The sequence below is a fragment of the Nostoc sp. genome (genome assembly GCF_036917555.1).
Lineage (GTDB): Bacteria > Cyanobacteriota > Cyanobacteriia > Cyanobacteriales > Nostocaceae > Nostoc.
In genome coordinates this window covers 60,416-76,944 of sequence record NZ_JBALDD010000065.1, presented here as the reverse complement: position 1 = coordinate 76,944, position 16,529 = coordinate 60,416, and the positions used below count along the sequence as shown (strand labels likewise).

Sequence of the window (16,529 nt, the reverse complement as noted above, 5' to 3'; positions counted from 1 at the left end):
GCTAAAGGCATATATTTAGGTTAAGTTAGTTTGCGATCGCAAATACAAGGGATTGGGAATTGGGCATGGGGCACTAAACACAGAGATATTTGTTGTTGGCTGTGGTTATGCCCAATCGGGTATAGGACTCTTGCATCTAGTAAATTATGCTCTTGAATAAACCTTTGAGCTTTGTGGATGAACCTTTGAACTTTGTGGATGAACCTTTAAGCTTCATCAACGATATGTGGCATCATCTTCACGACTAACAATCTGCCAAGCGCTGAACACCCACGTATCATTGTTCAGACGTTCCTAATACTTACTACTTACTTAATATAATTAGACAGCATTGAAGTAGCTGTGAGAAAACATGGTAATAAATTTATTAGTGACAGATATAGAATTGAAACAAAACCATGATTGATGAACAAGAAATAGAAAAATTGTGGCAAGCTTTCAAAGTATTAGACGTAGACGGCAACGGAGTGATCTCAACCGAGGAACTGGGGGAGGTAATGCGATCGCTAGGGCAAAATCCCACGGAAGCGGAACTGCGTGACTTGATTAAGGAGATAGCAACAAGCACTTGAATCAGGCTTTCAAAAGCATCTTTCCAAACCCGTCGAACCAGATGAGTTAGTCAAGGCAATTGCAACTCTAATTGGTAGAAGTGGGAATGTCTGAGTATTCAGTTGCAGTGCATAAACTGCGTAAATATCTCTACACGAGGAATTAATAAATTTATTGGTGGAATAAATACCAACATTAGATATTTATTTCCCTCAAAACCATTCAATAAAACTCTTGCACAAATGCAAAATTTGCCCATCCTGCGGGATCTTGCTACATCCCCCAACCCCTTCTCCCAAAATAGGGAGAAGGGGAGCCAATTTCAAAGTCCCTCTCCCAATTTTGGGAGAGGGATTTAGGGTGAGGGCTTTTGATTCATGGCTTAATTTATTAACTTTTTCAAAGATTTTGTTGTTTCTTGAGGTAGATTCATTCTCCGAAAAGACATATTTACTCTGAATTAATCTAGTTAAAAGCTGTTCCTAATCTGACTAATTTTGCGTTTTTTTGGAACTTAAATTGTTAACACAAATCCTCATTCTGTTGCTTAATTGTACATAAAAATCAGCAACTATTTGGGGTTTTAGTATAAATTTTGGTATGTGTTGCTAAGTCACTTACTCAGCTAAATTATTCAATTTACTTAACTCATCAAATCTTCACGTATTTGAAGTATAGTTTATCTTTTACACTAAAAATAGTGGGAATAATAGAGTAAATCGGATTGAGCAAATTATTTAGCTATGAGCCAAATATGTCCTATCTCCAAAACCTGTGCTTGTCGCAATGTTGCACGCTGCCGGACTAAGGAAGCAGGTAGGCTCTTTCTCTGGTTCCCTGTTCCACATACCCTGATAAAAGTCACCTCCTACCTACAGCAGTTTGCCCTTAAGTATGAACTGATGCATGAGCGACCAGGTTTGAGTTTGGAGTGTAGACCCGGACAGTCCCTAGAAATTGCTAATAATCTGGCTAAACTACTTGCACCAAGAGAATTAAAAGAGACGCAAGTCCTTTTCATTGAAGGCACTTTCCAACCTCAACTCCATGATTTTAGTGACATAGCCTCATTACAACGCTTTATTAAGTTGAACCAATCCGACTGGCTGGTTGAAATGCTGGCAACAGAACGATTCACCAGTTACTTCCAACCAATTGTCTCAATTAAAGATACATCACAGATTTTTGGATATGAATCGCTCTTGCGAGGGCTGGATGAACAAGGCAATTTAGTGCTACCGACATCCATTCTGGAGTTAGCAACTGAAGCCGGACTTCTACCACAGCTCGACCAAGTTGCTCGCCTTAGCACAATCACTCAATTCAGCCGCTATCAAGTGAGTGGGCACATCTTCATCAATTTTGCACCAACGTCACTCTATGATCCAGTTTTTTGCCTACGTAGTACGGTAGAGGCAATTGATACTGCCGGAATTTCCCATGATCGCGTTGTTTTTGAAGTCGTAGAGTCAGACAATCCTCAAGATTTAGCCCACCTCAAGGCAGTGCTTCAATACTACCGGAGTGAAGGGTTTTTAATCGCTCTTGACGATCTCGGTTCTGGTTATTCCAGCCTAAACTTGCTGCATCAGTTACGTCCAGACTTTATCAAGCTGGATATGGAGTTAATTCGAGATGTACATCAAGACCTTTACAAAGCTTCGATTACCGAGAAGCTTCTAGAGATTACTCAAAAGTTAAACATTCAGACCGTTGCTGAAGGAATTGAGTGCATTGAGGAACTGAATTGGTTGCGAGAACGAGGTGCAAATCTTGCTCAAGGCTATTTAATTGGTAAACCCGGTGCAGCACCTGTCACCACAACCCCTTACTTTGATCCGATCGCGTTAACTGTAGCATCGGCACATTCTAAACAGGTTGAACAGGGTATCCAACACCAAAGCGAGTCTGAGCGAATTGTCGCAGCTGTGACGCAGCGCATTCGCCAATCCTTGGAATTAGACGAGATTTTGCAAACCACAGCAACGGAAGTGCGACAACTGTTTGAGGTAGACCGAGTGCTGATTTACCAGTTTGAGCCAGACTGGAGTGGATTAGTCGCTGTAGAATCCTTAGCAGAAAGGTGTATGTCGATTTTTGGATTTCACGTCATGGATACCTGCTTTCAATCCACGCGTGCAGCTTACTATCAGCAAGGTAACACCAGAGCGATCGAAGACATTGAAAATGCGGGTCTATCGCCGTGTCATGTTGACCTCCTCAGAAGTCTGCAAATCCGGGCAAACCTTGTTGTACCAATTTTACAGCAAGGGTGTTTGTGGGGACTATTGATTGCTCACCAATGCCGTCATCCCAGACAATGGCAGCAATCGGAGATTAACTTGTTGAACCAGTTGGCAGGTCAAGCTGCGATCGCTATTCAGCAATCAGAACTTTACCACCAATTACAACAAGCAAACCAGGAATTACAGCGCCTTGCCTGTTCCGATGGTCTAACCCAAGTGGCAAATCGACGCTGCTTTGATGACACATTAAACACGCAGTGGCAATGGTTGGCACGAGAGCAAGGCTCATTATCTTTGATTTTGTGTGATGTCGATTACTTTAAGCTTTACAACGATACGCATGGACATCTGGCAGGAGATGATGCACTTAGACAGGTTGCTAAGGCAATCTCTCAGACAGTTAAACATCCCGCTGATTTAGTTGCTCGTTATGGTGGAGAAGAGTTTGCAGTTATTTTGCCAAATACTAATATTGAAGGGGCCATTGCAGTTGCAAGAGATATTCAGATCAATATTAGTGCATTACAAATGCCTCATCCCCATTCTCAGGTCAGTGAATTTATTACCCTAAGTTTTGGTGTGGCAACCATCACTCCTGATAGCCAATTATCTCCTGCAATCTTAATTGCTGCTGCTGACCAAGGACTCTACCAGGCAAAAGCACAAGGAAGAAATTGTGTGGTGCAGATGGATTGTGAGAATGCTGATATTAAATAAGCTGATGCGCTTGTAAGTTGCATAGTTGAAATCGCTAGAAAAATGTAAAGAAGCACATATACGGGGACTAAAAGACACATTGACCCACTATCTACGCGCAATTATTGTAGTGAACACCAGAGAAACGTTCTAATGTCAACTTCACTTTTGTCGCGCTTACCAGCTTTCGTCGGAAGAGTGATCATTTCCCCCTGACATTGCCAGTAAATCTTTTTCACAGCTAGCCGTTGCTGGAATGACTTTTCAGGAATCCCAATGGAACAAGAACCTTTTCTTGATTGGATAAATGAAGGGGTAATCCTCTATCAGCATCTTTGATTTTAGCGGCGATCGCCCTGAAATTTCTAAAATATTGGCTGAAGGTAGCAAGCACTCGCACTAAGAACTTAGAAAAAAATACTGCTGACGATGAAAGTATTGATGCTTTCTTTAACGCCTTCTATGACAGAATTAGTGGTGGAATCTGGCTATGGGCTACCATCTTGTGTGCCCATTTTCTCAAATTGCCAGCAACGATTTCGGAATATTTGTACATCGCGCTGCGAATCTATCTAATCATTGGCGTCGGGTTGCTTATACTCAAAGCAGTTGCTGCGATCGTTGATAGCCTAGATGCTCTCAGCATCAGATACTCCAATCCTGATAACCTGCTGAGATTCTACGATCGCCTTCGACACCTGATACCCTTTTTAAAGCCCTGCTTGGAATTTGTGATTTATGTCTGCATGGCAACATTGGTGATTCAACAGGTGCAGTTAATTGCCAATGTTGCAACTTTTGGACCACAGATTATCAAGATAATCGGTATCATCTTCATTAGTCGCATGTTGTTTGAGGTTGTTTACTTACTTATTGAAGAGGTGCTGTTCAAAGACCAGAATCTAACTGATATTCAAAGAAGTAGACGCCTGACACTCGTTCCTTTGTTTCGTAGTTTCTTACAATACTTAATTTACTTCGGTGCTACAGTTTTCATTCTCAATACCATGAGTATCGATCCAACTCTCATACTTGCAGGTGCTGGTATTGTTGGCATCATCGTGGGGTTAGGGGCACAAACACTAATTAACGATATTGTCTGCGGCTTCTTTATTTTGTTTGAAAACTACTACTTAGTAGGTGACTATATTGAAGCTGGAAAAGTCGAAGAGAAAGTTGTCGAAGGTATTGTTGAGGTGATTGAACTCAGAACCACTCGTGTCAGACATCCTAATGGTCAATTGCAGATTATTCGCAATGGTGATATTGACTCAATTACTAATTACTCCAAACAGTATATCTTTGCAGTAGTAGAAGTTGGTGTACCTTATAATTCCAACTTAGCGCACGTGTACAAAGTAATTGAGGAAGTGGGACAGCAGTTAAAAGCAGACGATCCAGATGTACCGGAAGGCACACAGGTGGATGGAGTCGAAAGTCTGGGAGAGTCTAACTTGTTGCTACGGACATCGACGAAAGTAAAGCCAGAAAAACATCTTCAGATTCAGCGCGTTCTTCGGAAGATTTTTACGAATGCACTGCTACGGGAAGGAATTGTAATTTCCGTGCGCGCTGAAAGTGCCGAAGGTTAATTTGGCACTTTCTTTTAACAATAAATAACTCAGGAGTCATTCAATTTGGGATTTTTGATTGAAGGAAAAATCCCAAATTGGCAGAGCAACTTATTTAAAATTGCAATAATTGAAATAGGCACTGGTAAGGCAGTTAAGACAAGCCTATATCTACACACTAGGATAATTCAGTCAGTGAAACCAGAGGATAGCGATCGCTGTCTTACTGAAATATCATACAGCAGATTGCAACTTGGTACAGCGCGGTCTTCTCCCAAAGGGAGAGGCTAGCGCCTTTCCTTCCCTACGGGACGCTCCGCGAACGGAACGCTCCGCGAACGCGGAGCGTCTCGTAGAGAAGGGGGTTTCCCCATGAGCGACTGCTGAACCCGCAGGGTAAGGTACAGATAATCGTAGGGGCACAACATGTTGTGCCCCTACCCGTGTACTTCATTTACCTACTTTTTTACTCAGCACTACTACCCAGTCTCTAGTCTCTAGTCCCCATCAACCTAACCAATTAATTTCTGCCAGCTAGCAGGCCCGATAATTCCATCGGCATCTAAACCATTTTGCTTTTGAAAGTTTTTAACTACAACTTCTGTTTGCGGCCCGTAGACGCCATCATTCTCAACACCTAAACGGTATTGTAAGTATCTGACAACTGCATTACCAGCATGGTTTGGTCTGAGCACTCGTTTTGCCAAAATTTGATTTATGGCATTCCATGTAGCTGAGTCAGCAATTCCAGTTGACTGAACTCCAACAATAGTCTGAAATTTTTCTACGGCAGATTTTGTATTAGCGCCGGTAAAGCCATCTTCCACTAACGCCTTACCATTTTTATCAGTTATTTTGAGTAGATTTAAGGCCTTTTGCAGTCTCAAAATAGTGGTATCTACATTCTCTTCTTCATCTGGTACAGGGTTAACAGGAACACTTGGCACTTTACCAGTTAAGCCTTTGACAATCGCATTAGCCATTGCTTCAGGATTAAAAAGATTTATATCTTTTTGCGAATCCACAAAGCAACCTTCTACAAGAATCGCAGGCATATCTGTATTTTTCAGAACAAACAAGTGGGAACCACTCTTAACGCCACGATTAAAAAATCCTAACTTGACGATTTCATCTAATACAGGTTTAGCGATTTTTCTACCTGTATCGCTAGTTGCAAATACTTCTGTGCCATTAGCTTGTCCGTTAAAGGAGTTAAAATGAATCGAGACGTAAATATCTACTTTACTGGCATTAGCTGTAGAACATCTTTTTGAGAGTGATTCACGTACTGTACTAGCGCTACTTGGTTTACATACTACGACTTCATTTCCTAAAGCTCTTAACTTGGCTATAACTCTATTACCTACATCTAGAGTTAAATTATCCTCAACTTTGATTCCTCTAGCTCCTGTGTCTGGTGGACAATTGTGCCCGCTATCAATTCCGAATTTCATGATTTCATCCTCAATTTACTTGTTTTTACACTAGTTCAAAACTCTTATAATTATATAGACAAAATTTGGTTAATAGCTTTGTTTAAATACTTGTTAGCAATGGCTGCATTCTTTTCAGCATTACTACGCTATTAGACCAAATAAGTTTTTGTGCAAACTTGAACAGGAACTTTTATTTGGTAAAATCTACTAATTTAAAGTTATATTGTAACCAAAAACACAACTATTATAAGTTATCAATATCGAGAATAACCAGTAAAATTTTGCAATAAATTGAAATCTAGCAATTGCCTCCATTCTTTAGATAATAACGCTTTGTAAAAGTGGAAAGCCATGACAAAAGTACTTAGTTAGATGCCCAAATCCCGAAACCGAACGCACTCCCTGATGTGAACCTGGGTTTATAAGGTCGTAAACCCTTGACAGACTCTACTCTTGGCTTCCTGTTAACCTTGAGCAGCTTAACACATAATGCTTTACAGTATTAATGAATACGCGATCGCTTCTAGACATCTGTACGAGATTTATCAGATAAACTGCTCAAGAAACGAGGCTCAACATGGGATCTTTAAATTTTGTGAAGCTACTGGCAAATTCCATCAATGAACCCGGCTTAGGGTGGACTCTCTGCTTTATAGGGGAAGATCAATCTAACAAACTTGCAGAACTCACGCAGGAATTGAGAGGAGAATTTTCTGCGACAGGCGATGGAAAAGAGATTTTATCTGGTTTTTCCTATTGGGGAATAGGCCCAACGATCGCCTGGGATCATGCCTGTAACGATCGATTCTATCTGGTGATGAAAGAAAGTATAGAGTCTTTTAGATATCGATGGCATCAAATTAATGCTAATAATATCAAAGATCAGAAATATCATTATGTAAGTTTAGGTGTAGGCACGGGTGAAAAAGACCAACACATTTTAAGTTTATTGTTTAACGTAAATCCCGATCTCCTCTACTTTCCAGTTGATATGAGTTCGGAAATGTTAAGGTTAGGTGTACAACGGGCAATGAGAGGATCGCAATTGCAAGGTAGCCATGTGTTGCCAATTCAAGTTGACTTTTCAATTGAGAGAAATGTTGACGAGTTACGGAAACTACTAGATAGAGTTATTAATAACAGTCCTGTGCTATTTTCGCTATTGGGGAACACATTAGCTAATTTTCAACAAGATACAGAACTTTTGCGAACTATTTCTAAACTAATGCGAAGTGAAGATAGGCTACTATTAGAAGTAGCGACCACTGAAGAATTAAGCGAAGAAGCGGCACAAAATGCGGCGAAAGAATACGCGAAGACTAGATCGTTTAAAGAGTTTGTCACCAGTGCATTACTGCAAAATACTGACTTACATATCGACTTAAATAGTGTGTTTTTTGATGGTACCGTAGAAACTGATAGAGGAATTTTGATAAAAATCCTGTATCGTAACCTAACTGGAAATAAAATTGAGGTCATGTTACCTGACCGATCGGTAATAAATTTTGAAGACCAAGATACGATTCGTTTATATCTAACTCGGAAATATACTTCTAGTGGCATCGATCAAACTATATCAGACAGTAATCTCGTGCTTGTTGATAGGCTACACACAGTATTGGAACCACGTTTAAAGAATGGATTTGGCATGGATTTAATCCTACTTGCCTCTGACTCTTCAGGAATTAACAATAATTCTTCTGTAGCGAATGATATATGGTCTAAACGGTAAGATGTGAGATGAGTATGAAAAACTTAGTGACCTTTATCACGTTTTTCCCTCTACTTCTGGGATTTATTCTAGCTGCCGTCTGGTGGACTCAGGCAGGAACTTTTGAACCGCTACTGACAGGGCTGGGATTATTAGCAACAATTACCGGGATTTTTGGCGAACGATGGGCATCAGCTAACGAAAAGAGGATAGAATTTCTGCGGGCCTTACTGAATGAGTGCAAATCAAATGAGGTAATTCTATCTGATAGCCGCTTCAACCCCAACTCGCATAAGCCGGGACGACCAATAGTCTTTCCACGATTAATTATATCAGTGACGGAAACCGCCATTGCATCTGATGTCTTTGCAGAACGTCAAGATAGAGAGTTGTTTTCGCTTCTACATCAATGGCGGCATACTGCTAATGAGTTTAATCGGAGATTAGATATTACCGAGTTGCGTACATTCACAAACCTGTCACCACAAGAAATTCGTTCGCTATATGAAGCGCTACAGGAATCGAAAGAGTTCAATGATGCACTTAATTTGACTCAACACATCACAACTTTTTTGAAATCAAAATATCCAAAAGGCAGTGGTGATAGTGAATTCCTCACCCCTTCAAGGAACTACTGACCGGAATCTGGGGGTAGATATTTAACAATCAGCCTGAAAGCACGTTTAAAATTTAAGTAAAGAAATATTTCGTAGCTTACAGGCATGAAACGCATCGTCTTGATTGCTGGGTTTGAATCATTCAACGCTGACTTGTACAGAAAAGCAGCCTTTTTGGCTAACTCTCGCTGTCCTGAGTTGGATATTCGGGTATTTAGCGATCGCGATCTTACCAACAAACGCACCGAGGTAGAAGCAGCACTTGATGGCGCTGATGTGTTTTTTGGTAGCCTACTATTTGATTATGACCAGGTTGTGTGGTTGCGCGATCGCATTTTCCAAATTCCCATCCGTCTGGTGTTTGAGTCAGCCTTGGAATTGATGAGTTTAACCAAGTTGGGTGACTTTGCCATTGGTGACAAACCCAAAGGAATGCCCAAACCAGTTAAATTCATCCTCGACAAATTTAGCAACGGACGCGAAGAAGACAAACTTGCTGGTTATATCAGCTTCTTAAAAATTGGCCCCAAATTACTGAAATATGTACCAGTGCAAAAAGTCCAAGACTTACGCAACTGGTTAATTATCTATGGTTACTGGAATGCTGGCGGCCCAGAAAACGTCGCTTCATTATTCTGGACACTAGCAGAAAAATACTTAGGTTTAAAAGTCGGCGACATTCCCCCGCTAATTGAAACCCCTAACATCGGATTACTCCACCCCGACTATCAAGGGTTTTTTGAATCGCCCCGCGAGTATTTAGAATGGTATAAAACCTCTTGTAGAGACGCGATTAATCGCGTCTCCCCAGTTGTAGGAATTCTCCTCTACCGAAAACACGTCATCACCAAACAACCCTACATTCCCCAACTAATTCGCAGTTTTGAAAAAGCTGGGTTAATTCCTTTACCCATTTTTATCAACGGTGTAGAAGGACATGTGGCGGTACGAGATTTAATGACAACCGACTATGAAATTCAGCAACGACAACTAGGTAATACAGAAACTCCCTCACTATCTAGTGAAGCAGTAAAAGTAGATGCGATCGTTTCGACAATTGGCTTTCCTCTAGTGGGTGGACCGGCTGGTTCAATGGAAGCAGGCCGTCAAATAGAAGTAGCAAAGCGCATCCTCACTGCCAAAAATGTACCTTATATCGTTGCTGCACCACTATTAATTCAAGATATTTCCTCGTGGACGCGCCAAGGTATCGGCGGATTGCAAAGTGTAGTGTTGTACGCATTACCAGAATTGGATGGGGCTATTGATACTGTTCCTCTCGGTGGTTTGGTGGGTGAAAATATTTATCTGATTCCCGAACGGGTGGAACGATTAATTGGTAGGGTAAAAACTTGGGTGGCTTTGCGGCAAAAACCTGCATCGGAACGCAAGATTGCCATCATTTTATATGGGTTTCCTCCAGGTTATGGTGCTGTGGGTACAGCTGCATTATTAAATGTGCCACGTAGTTTGTTGAAGTTTCTCCACGCACTTAAAGAACAAGGCTACACCGTTGGAGATTTACCTGATGATGGGGAAGAATTGATTCGCTGGGTGAAAGAAGCGGATGAAACTTTTGGTGATACAAAAAATATTCCCGCGTCCGTTAGCACCCGTACTCTAGAAAAATGGCTGGGATATCTGCAAACCTCCCGCATCGAAAAACAATGGAAATCTCTGACGGGAACTGGAATTAAAACTTATGGCGACGAATTCCAAATTGGCGGTGTGCAATTAGGCAATGTGTGGATAGGTGTACAACCACCTTTGGGGATACAAGGCGACCCGATGCGTTTAATGTTTGAACGAGATTTAACGCCCCATCCGCAATATGCTGCTTATTATAAATGGTTGCAAAATGAGTTTCAAGCTGATGCTTTAGTTCACTTTGGAATGCATGGGACTGTTGAATGGTTGCCTGGTTCGCCGTTAGGTAATACGGGTTATTCTTGGTCGGATATTCTGTTAGGAAATTTGCCTAATCTATATATATATGCGGCAAATAATCCGTCTGAATCAATGTTGGCAAAACGTCGCGGTTATGGTGTATTGATTTCTCATAATGTACCGCCTTATGGTCGTGCAGGTTTGTATAAGGAATTGGTGGCATTGCGTGATTTGATTTCGGAGTATCGTGAAGATCCACAAAAGAATTATGTCTTAAAGGAAGGAATTTGTAAAAAGATTGTGGACTCTGGTTTAGATGCAGATTGTCCCTTTGAGGATGCTAAACGGTTAGGAATTGCGTTTACTCCCGAAAATGTTCGGATGTTTAGCAGTCATGCTTTTGATGATTATTTGGTGGAATTATATGAATATTTACAAGTTTTAGAAAATCGGTTGTTTTCTTCTGGGTTGCATACTTTGGGGGAGGCACCGAATGAAGAGGAATTGGCTTCTTATTTGGAAGCATATTTTGGGGAGGAGGAAGGAATAAACGAAGAAAGAGAAGAAGAGGAAAAACTAATAAGGGATTTGTTGATGCAATCTACGGATGAGTTAACGAATTTGTTAAGAGGGTTGAATGGGGAGTATATTCCGCCTGCGCCTGGTGGTGATTTGTTGCGGGATGGGGCTGGTGTATTACCGACTGGGAGAAATATTCATGCTTTAGATCCTTATCGGATGCCTTCACCTGCTGCTTATGAAAGGGGACGAGAAATTGCTCAAAAAATTATCGCCCAGCATTTGGATGAATATGGTAAATATCCAGAAACGGTAGCGGTGATGTTATGGGGATTGGATGCGATTAAAACTAAGGGTGAATCTTTGGGGATTCTTTTGGAATTGGTGGGGGCTGAACCTGTTAAGGAAGGAACTGGTAGAGTTGTTCGTTATGAATTGAAGCCTTTGGCGGAGGTTGGACATCCCCGCATTGATGTGTTGGGTAATTTGTCTGGAATTTTCCGGGATAGTTTTGTAAATATTATCGAATTGTTGGATGATTTATTTCAACGGGCGGCTGATGCTGATGAAGCGGAAGATCGGAATTTTATTAGGAAACACGCTTTAGCTTTAAAAGCCCAAGGTGTAGAGAATGCATCAGCGAGATTGTTTTCAAATCCAGCGGGTGATTTTGGTTCTTTGGTAAATGATAGAGTGGTTGATGGTAACTGGGAATCTGGTGAGGAGTTAGGCAATACTTGGCAAAGTCGCAATGTGTTCAGCTATGGGAGAGAAGATAAAGGTCAAGCTAGACCGGAAGTTTTGAATACGTTGTTAAAAACTAGCGATCGCATTGTTCAAGAAATCGATTCGGTAGAATATGGTTTAACTGATATTCAAGAATATTACGCTAATACCGGCGGTTTGAAAAGGGCGGCAGAAAAACAAGGTGGTAAGAAGGTTACAACCAGCTTTGTGGAAAGTTTCTCGAAAGATACTACACCCCGCAAGTTAGATGATTTGCTACGAATGGAATACCGCACTAAGTTGGTAAATCCCAAATGGGCGCAAGCAATGGCGAATCAAGGTTCTGGTGGTGCGTTTGAAATTTCCCAACGGATGACGGCGTTGATTGGTTGGGGTGGTACTGCCGATTTTAGCGATGATTGGGTTTATGACCAAGCCGCAGATACTTATGCGTTAGACGCAGAGATGGCGGATAAATTACGTAAGGCAAATCCTGAAGCTTTTCGCAATATTTTAGGGAGAATGTTGGAGGCGCATGGACGGGGTTTCTGGGAAGCTGATGGTGAGAAGTTAGATAAGTTGCGGCAGTTGTATGAGTTGACAGATGAAGAGTTGGAAGGGGTCGTGGTTTAATTCAGTATTTATACTGGATTAATATTTAAATTATCTAAATAGAATAATTAAACCAATTTATATGCAGAATACCTCCCTAAAAGTAGGCTGTTTCTGTATATATTTTTGGATGACAACAAATATTATTCATAATGATGATTATCCAAAATTCTCTAGACACATCTACACGTCTTGAAGATGTCTCGCGCGAACTATGGCAATTTATTGGTTCCTATGAATCTTGCATAAATGATCCAGCCAAGTGCAAGCATATACACCAGAAGCTCTCACACTTCAATCAGAATCATTCAGAGAACTCAGACCATATCTCTGATGTTATTCAAGCTTTATCAAAAGGATTTTATCTGATTAAATCTGGCTTAGAATGGCAGGAGCCAGCTGTTGGTCATAGCTCAATTGACAAACCCAATGATACACATAAAGCACGTGGTATTCAGTGGCGACTTGTGATTACCTGGGGTGGATTTGAAACAATTACAAAAACATTGCTATTGAAAAAAGGTAATAGAGGTCTAGATACAGAAAATATTAAATCTTTCATGGTTCAATGTGATTTAATAAACAATTATAATCCATTAAATCCACCCGATTCAACAAGACTCAATCTTGAGAAATGGCTTAATAAAAATCCATCAATTGAAGGAAAGAGCGCACTTGCAGATTTTCTCAGTCTTGGAAAGGAAGAGCAAGAAATAATCGAAAATTGGATAGTGAAATCTCAACCTGTTTCTAACTGGGTTGAAGCTGTAAGACTCGCGAAAGCATTGCGGAATGCAACGGCTCATGGCGCTCTTTCTGCAAGTAAAGTTAAGGAATGGGGACTCCAAAAGCCACTTCTAGCTTTATCAGATAACCTCGCAGAAATTGTTGTGGCTGCAATGCAAAAGCTAATATAGTAGTTATAGACAACAAGCAAAAGCGATGTCTACGACGGGCTACGCCTACGCTCCTACGCTTAAAACTGTGAAAATTTAACCTAGTTTGGGATTTAAGTTGCATAGCTTCTATAACACCGATTCAGTATTCAAAATCATGACTAAAAACCCGATTTTTTGGTGCTATAACAAGGAATCTTTGGTTATATAAGACGTTAAAATAGGGTTTCTCAGTCTCGTATTTTATTAGTGAATCGGTGTTCTATCAAGCAGCGCGAATGGAAGCCTAAATCTAAATCCCTGTCACAAAACGTAATTGCTCTCTTCTCTACGAGGCACTTTGCCAACGTAGCGGGGCGTTCGCTTTTAGCGTCTCGCAGAGAAGCTCATTGCGAATTGTTTTAATTTTGAAAGGGTGTATTCCGTTCAATTGAAAACTGCTGTAAATATCACTGTCTGATACAAAACTAAAGCTATTTACTGCTCAAAAACCCCAAACCAAGTACCATTGCCGTATCCTACATTAACTAAGTCGTATCCTTGATTCCACCTGCTCTGAATAGCAGCTGTAAAATCACTAAAATTACTTGCATAGTTATAAGCACTAGTACCTGGTGTGTCTTGAAAAATCCCAAACCAAGTACCATTACCGTATTCAACATCAACTAAGTCGTATCCTTGATTGTATCTGCCCTGAATAGCAGTTGTCAAATCACTAAGACTACTTGTGTAGTTATAAGCGTTACCACCTGGTTTGTCTTGAAAAACCCCAAACCAAGTACCATTGCCGTATTCAACATCAACTAAGTCATATCCTTGATTGTACCTGCCCTGAATAGCAGTTGTAAAATCACCAAGATTTGCGTTGTAGTTATAAGCACTATTACTTGGTGTGTCTTGAAAAACCCCAAACCAAGTACCATTGCCGTAGTCAACATCAACTAAGTCGTATCCTTGATCCCACCTGCTCTGAATAGCAGTTGTAAAATCACCAAACTTACCTGTGTAGTTATAAGCGTTACCACCTGGTTTGTCTTGAAAAACCCCAAACCAAGTATCATTGCCGTATTCAACATCAACTAATTCATATCCTTCATTGTACCTGCCCTGAATAGCAGTTGCAAAATCACTAAGATTTCCGTTGTAACTGTAGGCGTTTGTAACCACAACTGTATTTTCCTCTAATATTAAAGTTTCTTCAAATTTGGCGCTAATTCAAGTTCACCGTTGTAAAACTATAAATCTGGGACGTAACCTGATACAAATTGAGTAATATAACTTAAAAAAAACTTGCAGTTTAGTAATTCTGATTGGGCGATAGAAACAGCTAGTAAACTGTTAAAATAAAGCTTATAAACCTATCTTTTTTTATCATAAAGCGCTTCAAAGTTTATCTCATAAGCTTTTCATATCATCCATCAATTGAAGGAAAGAGCGCACTTGCAGATTTTCTCAGTTTTGGAAATTGAGATCAAGAAATCATCGAATATTGGATAGTTAAATCTCAACCTATTTCTAACTGGGTTGAAGCTGTAAGACTCGCAAAAGCTCTGCGGAATGCAACGGCTCATGGCGTTTTAGCAAGTAAAGTTAAAGAATGGGGACTCCAAAAGCTGCTTCTAACTTTATTAGATAACCTGGCAGAAATTATTGTGGCTGAAATGCAAAAGCTAATCTAGTTATAGACTTTAATTGAGGTCTTTAGGGTTGGGTGTGGAAAATTCTTTTACTGCTGTATATGAACAGTTAGATAACTGGTATATTGGCTACGTTCAAGAGTTACCCGGTGCAAATGTCCGAGAATTCTGGAAGAAGCTAGAGAAAGTCTACGGGAAGCGATAGAGTTAATTCTAATATCAAATTGGGAACTTGCAGAGCAACAACTCTCCGGTAAAGATGTCGTCTGTGAACAGATTATTGTCAAATTATAGTGAAAAGACGTGAATTGATTCAGAGGTATTATCTCAAACAACAAGCAAAAGCGATGTCTACGACGGGCTACGCCTACGCTCCTACGCTTGAAACTGTGAAAATTTAAACCTTTGCAGCTAAGATTACTTCATTTATAAGAAAGGCTTAAGTTTTTCTTGCAAATGTATAAGCTGTTGCTGCAAACGCTTAATACTTTGCAACAAATGTTCTTCCATGTATAAGAAAGGCTTAAGTTTTTCTAGCAAATGTATAAGTCGTTGCTGCAATTGTTTAATACTTTGCAACAAATGTTCTTCCATATATAAGAAAGGCTTAAATCATTGCAGCAATTGTTGTAACGAACTTATGAATCTATTTAGTACCTGGAATAAAATATAGTCTAAGTGAAATTAACTAAACTATTAAAGATGCGATCGCAACTGATTTGTCATATTTTCCCATGACAATCAGAAATGCTGTGGTATAAAACAGTACTATTAACCTAGTAGCAGAGATGCATTATGGCACGTCGTAAAAGAAATTCCAACGTTTTAGAACGAGCCGATCGCCGGATTGAAAGTTTACAATCTATCAGTGTAGAACTTGACTTTGGCCAAGGATTGACTATACAAGCTTACACCATGACAATTAACGATCTCCGGTCTAAGCTTGCTGCTTACAACACTGCATTATCTACTATTGACAAACTCACAGATGACGTGAATAACGCAGAAAAGGTTGTAATAGCGATGTCAGAACAAATGTTATTAGGAGTTGGCAGCCGTTACGGTAAAACCAGCCCAGAATACGAGATGGCGGGTGGTGCGCGACGAGGTAATACTAAGAAAAAGCGAAGCGTAGTAGGCAATTCCAAACCCACCAATTCTTTAGCAGCCGATTCTGTTGAGGTTTCTTCTGCAAATGGATCTATGAATGGGGTATCGGGTGCGATCGTGAGTTGAGTAAAATCCAATAGTCAAATTACCCCCCTTTCTAAGGGGGGAAACAGGAATCTAGTTCCCTCCCCTTTCCAAGGGGAGGGTTAGGGTGGGGTAAAACCTTAGTTAATCAGCTATTTCAGACTTGTGTATACACCGTAGCCTTGGCAAGAGGGGTTAGAGAGGATCGAAAATCTAGGTAGTACATCGA

The 16,529-nt window shown here is 40.5% G+C and carries 11 protein-coding genes; 9 read left to right on the top strand and 2 right to left on the bottom strand.

What is annotated here, in order from left to right; all coding sequences use genetic code 11:
• The first annotated feature begins 398 nt into the window (after positions 1-398).
• From V7K60_RS25930 to V7K60_RS25920, 3 genes are all read left to right on the top strand, one after another.
• Entirely contained in the window at positions 399-572 is a 174-nt protein-coding gene (locus V7K60_RS25930) for an EF-hand domain-containing protein (RefSeq protein ID WP_334929693.1), read from the top strand.
• 723 nt (positions 573-1,295) lie between these two features.
• On the top strand, positions 1,296-3,515 hold the full coding sequence (locus V7K60_RS25925) for an EAL domain-containing protein (protein ID WP_334929691.1): 2,220 nt from the start codon (positions 1,296-1,298) through the stop codon (positions 3,513-3,515).
• Positions 3,516-3,829: 314 nt separating this feature from the next.
• The gene (locus V7K60_RS25920) at positions 3,830-5,086 is read left to right on the top strand and encodes a mechanosensitive ion channel family protein (RefSeq protein ID WP_334929689.1); all 1,257 of its coding nucleotides are present in this window, start codon (positions 3,830-3,832) and stop codon (positions 5,084-5,086) included.
• A gap of 491 nt (positions 5,087-5,577) precedes the next feature.
• Here V7K60_RS25920 and V7K60_RS25915 read toward each other — a convergent pair whose 3' ends face one another.
• A complete protein-coding gene (locus tag V7K60_RS25915) occupies positions 5,578-6,519 on the bottom strand; it encodes an N-acetylmuramoyl-L-alanine amidase (protein WP_334929688.1) in 942 nt (313 codons plus the stop codon).
• Positions 6,520-7,078: 559 nt separating this feature from the next.
• On the opposite strand from V7K60_RS25915, the gene V7K60_RS25910 reads away from it, so the two are divergent.
• From V7K60_RS25910 to V7K60_RS25895, 4 genes are all read left to right on the top strand, one after another.
• A complete protein-coding gene (locus V7K60_RS25910; protein WP_334929686.1) occupies positions 7,079-8,233 on the top strand; it encodes an L-histidine N(alpha)-methyltransferase in 1,155 nt (384 codons plus the stop codon).
• A 14-nt stretch (positions 8,234-8,247) separates the two neighbouring features.
• On the top strand, positions 8,248-8,850 hold the full coding sequence (locus V7K60_RS25905) for a hypothetical protein (protein WP_334929684.1): 603 nt from the start codon (positions 8,248-8,250) through the stop codon (positions 8,848-8,850).
• 84 nt (positions 8,851-8,934) lie between these two features.
• Positions 8,935-12,594 carry a magnesium chelatase subunit H gene (gene bchH, locus V7K60_RS25900; protein ID WP_334929682.1) on the top strand — a complete coding sequence of 1,220 codons (3,660 nt, stop codon included), beginning with the start codon at positions 8,935-8,937 and terminating at the stop codon, positions 12,592-12,594.
• A 131-nt stretch (positions 12,595-12,725) separates the two neighbouring features.
• Positions 12,726-13,490 (top strand): hypothetical protein, encoded by a 765-nt coding sequence (locus V7K60_RS25895; protein ID WP_334929680.1) that lies wholly within the window; start codon positions 12,726-12,728, stop codon positions 13,488-13,490.
• A 456-nt stretch (positions 13,491-13,946) separates the two neighbouring features.
• Here V7K60_RS25895 and V7K60_RS25890 read toward each other — a convergent pair whose 3' ends face one another.
• Positions 13,947-14,636, bottom strand: a complete 690-nt coding sequence (locus V7K60_RS25890; protein WP_334929678.1) for a hypothetical protein — start codon at positions 14,634-14,636, stop codon at positions 13,947-13,949.
• Between the two features lie 546 nt (positions 14,637-15,182).
• On the opposite strand from V7K60_RS25890, the gene V7K60_RS25885 reads away from it, so the two are divergent.
• Complete coding sequence (locus V7K60_RS25885; RefSeq protein ID WP_334929676.1) at positions 15,183-15,311, top strand: hypothetical protein; 129 nt, start codon at positions 15,183-15,185, stop codon at positions 15,309-15,311.
• 590 nt (positions 15,312-15,901) lie between these two features.
• Positions 15,902-16,342, top strand: a complete 441-nt coding sequence (locus V7K60_RS25880; RefSeq protein ID WP_334929674.1) for a hypothetical protein — start codon at positions 15,902-15,904, stop codon at positions 16,340-16,342.
• Positions 16,343-16,529 lie beyond the last annotated feature (187 nt).

Excerpts from the sequence above, each read along its gene's own strand:
- V7K60_RS25930 (WP_334929693.1), top strand. The coding sequence starts at position 399 with ATGATTGATGAACAAGAAATAGAAAAATTGTGGCAAGCTTTCAAAGTA.
- V7K60_RS25925 (WP_334929691.1), top strand. The coding sequence starts at position 1,296 with ATGAGCCAAATATGTCCTATCTCCAAAACCTGTGCTTGTCGCAATGTT.
- V7K60_RS25915 (WP_334929688.1), bottom strand. The coding sequence starts at position 6,519 with ATGAAATTCGGAATTGATAGCGGGCACAATTGTCCACCAGACACAGGA.
- V7K60_RS25910 (WP_334929686.1), top strand. The coding sequence starts at position 7,079 with ATGGGATCTTTAAATTTTGTGAAGCTACTGGCAAATTCCATCAATGAA.
- V7K60_RS25905 (WP_334929684.1), top strand. The coding sequence starts at position 8,248 with ATGAAAAACTTAGTGACCTTTATCACGTTTTTCCCTCTACTTCTGGGA.
- bchH (WP_334929682.1), top strand. The coding sequence starts at position 8,935 with ATGAAACGCATCGTCTTGATTGCTGGGTTTGAATCATTCAACGCTGAC.
- V7K60_RS25895 (WP_334929680.1), top strand. The coding sequence starts at position 12,726 with ATGATGATTATCCAAAATTCTCTAGACACATCTACACGTCTTGAAGAT.
- V7K60_RS25880 (WP_334929674.1), top strand. The coding sequence starts at position 15,902 with ATGGCACGTCGTAAAAGAAATTCCAACGTTTTAGAACGAGCCGATCGC.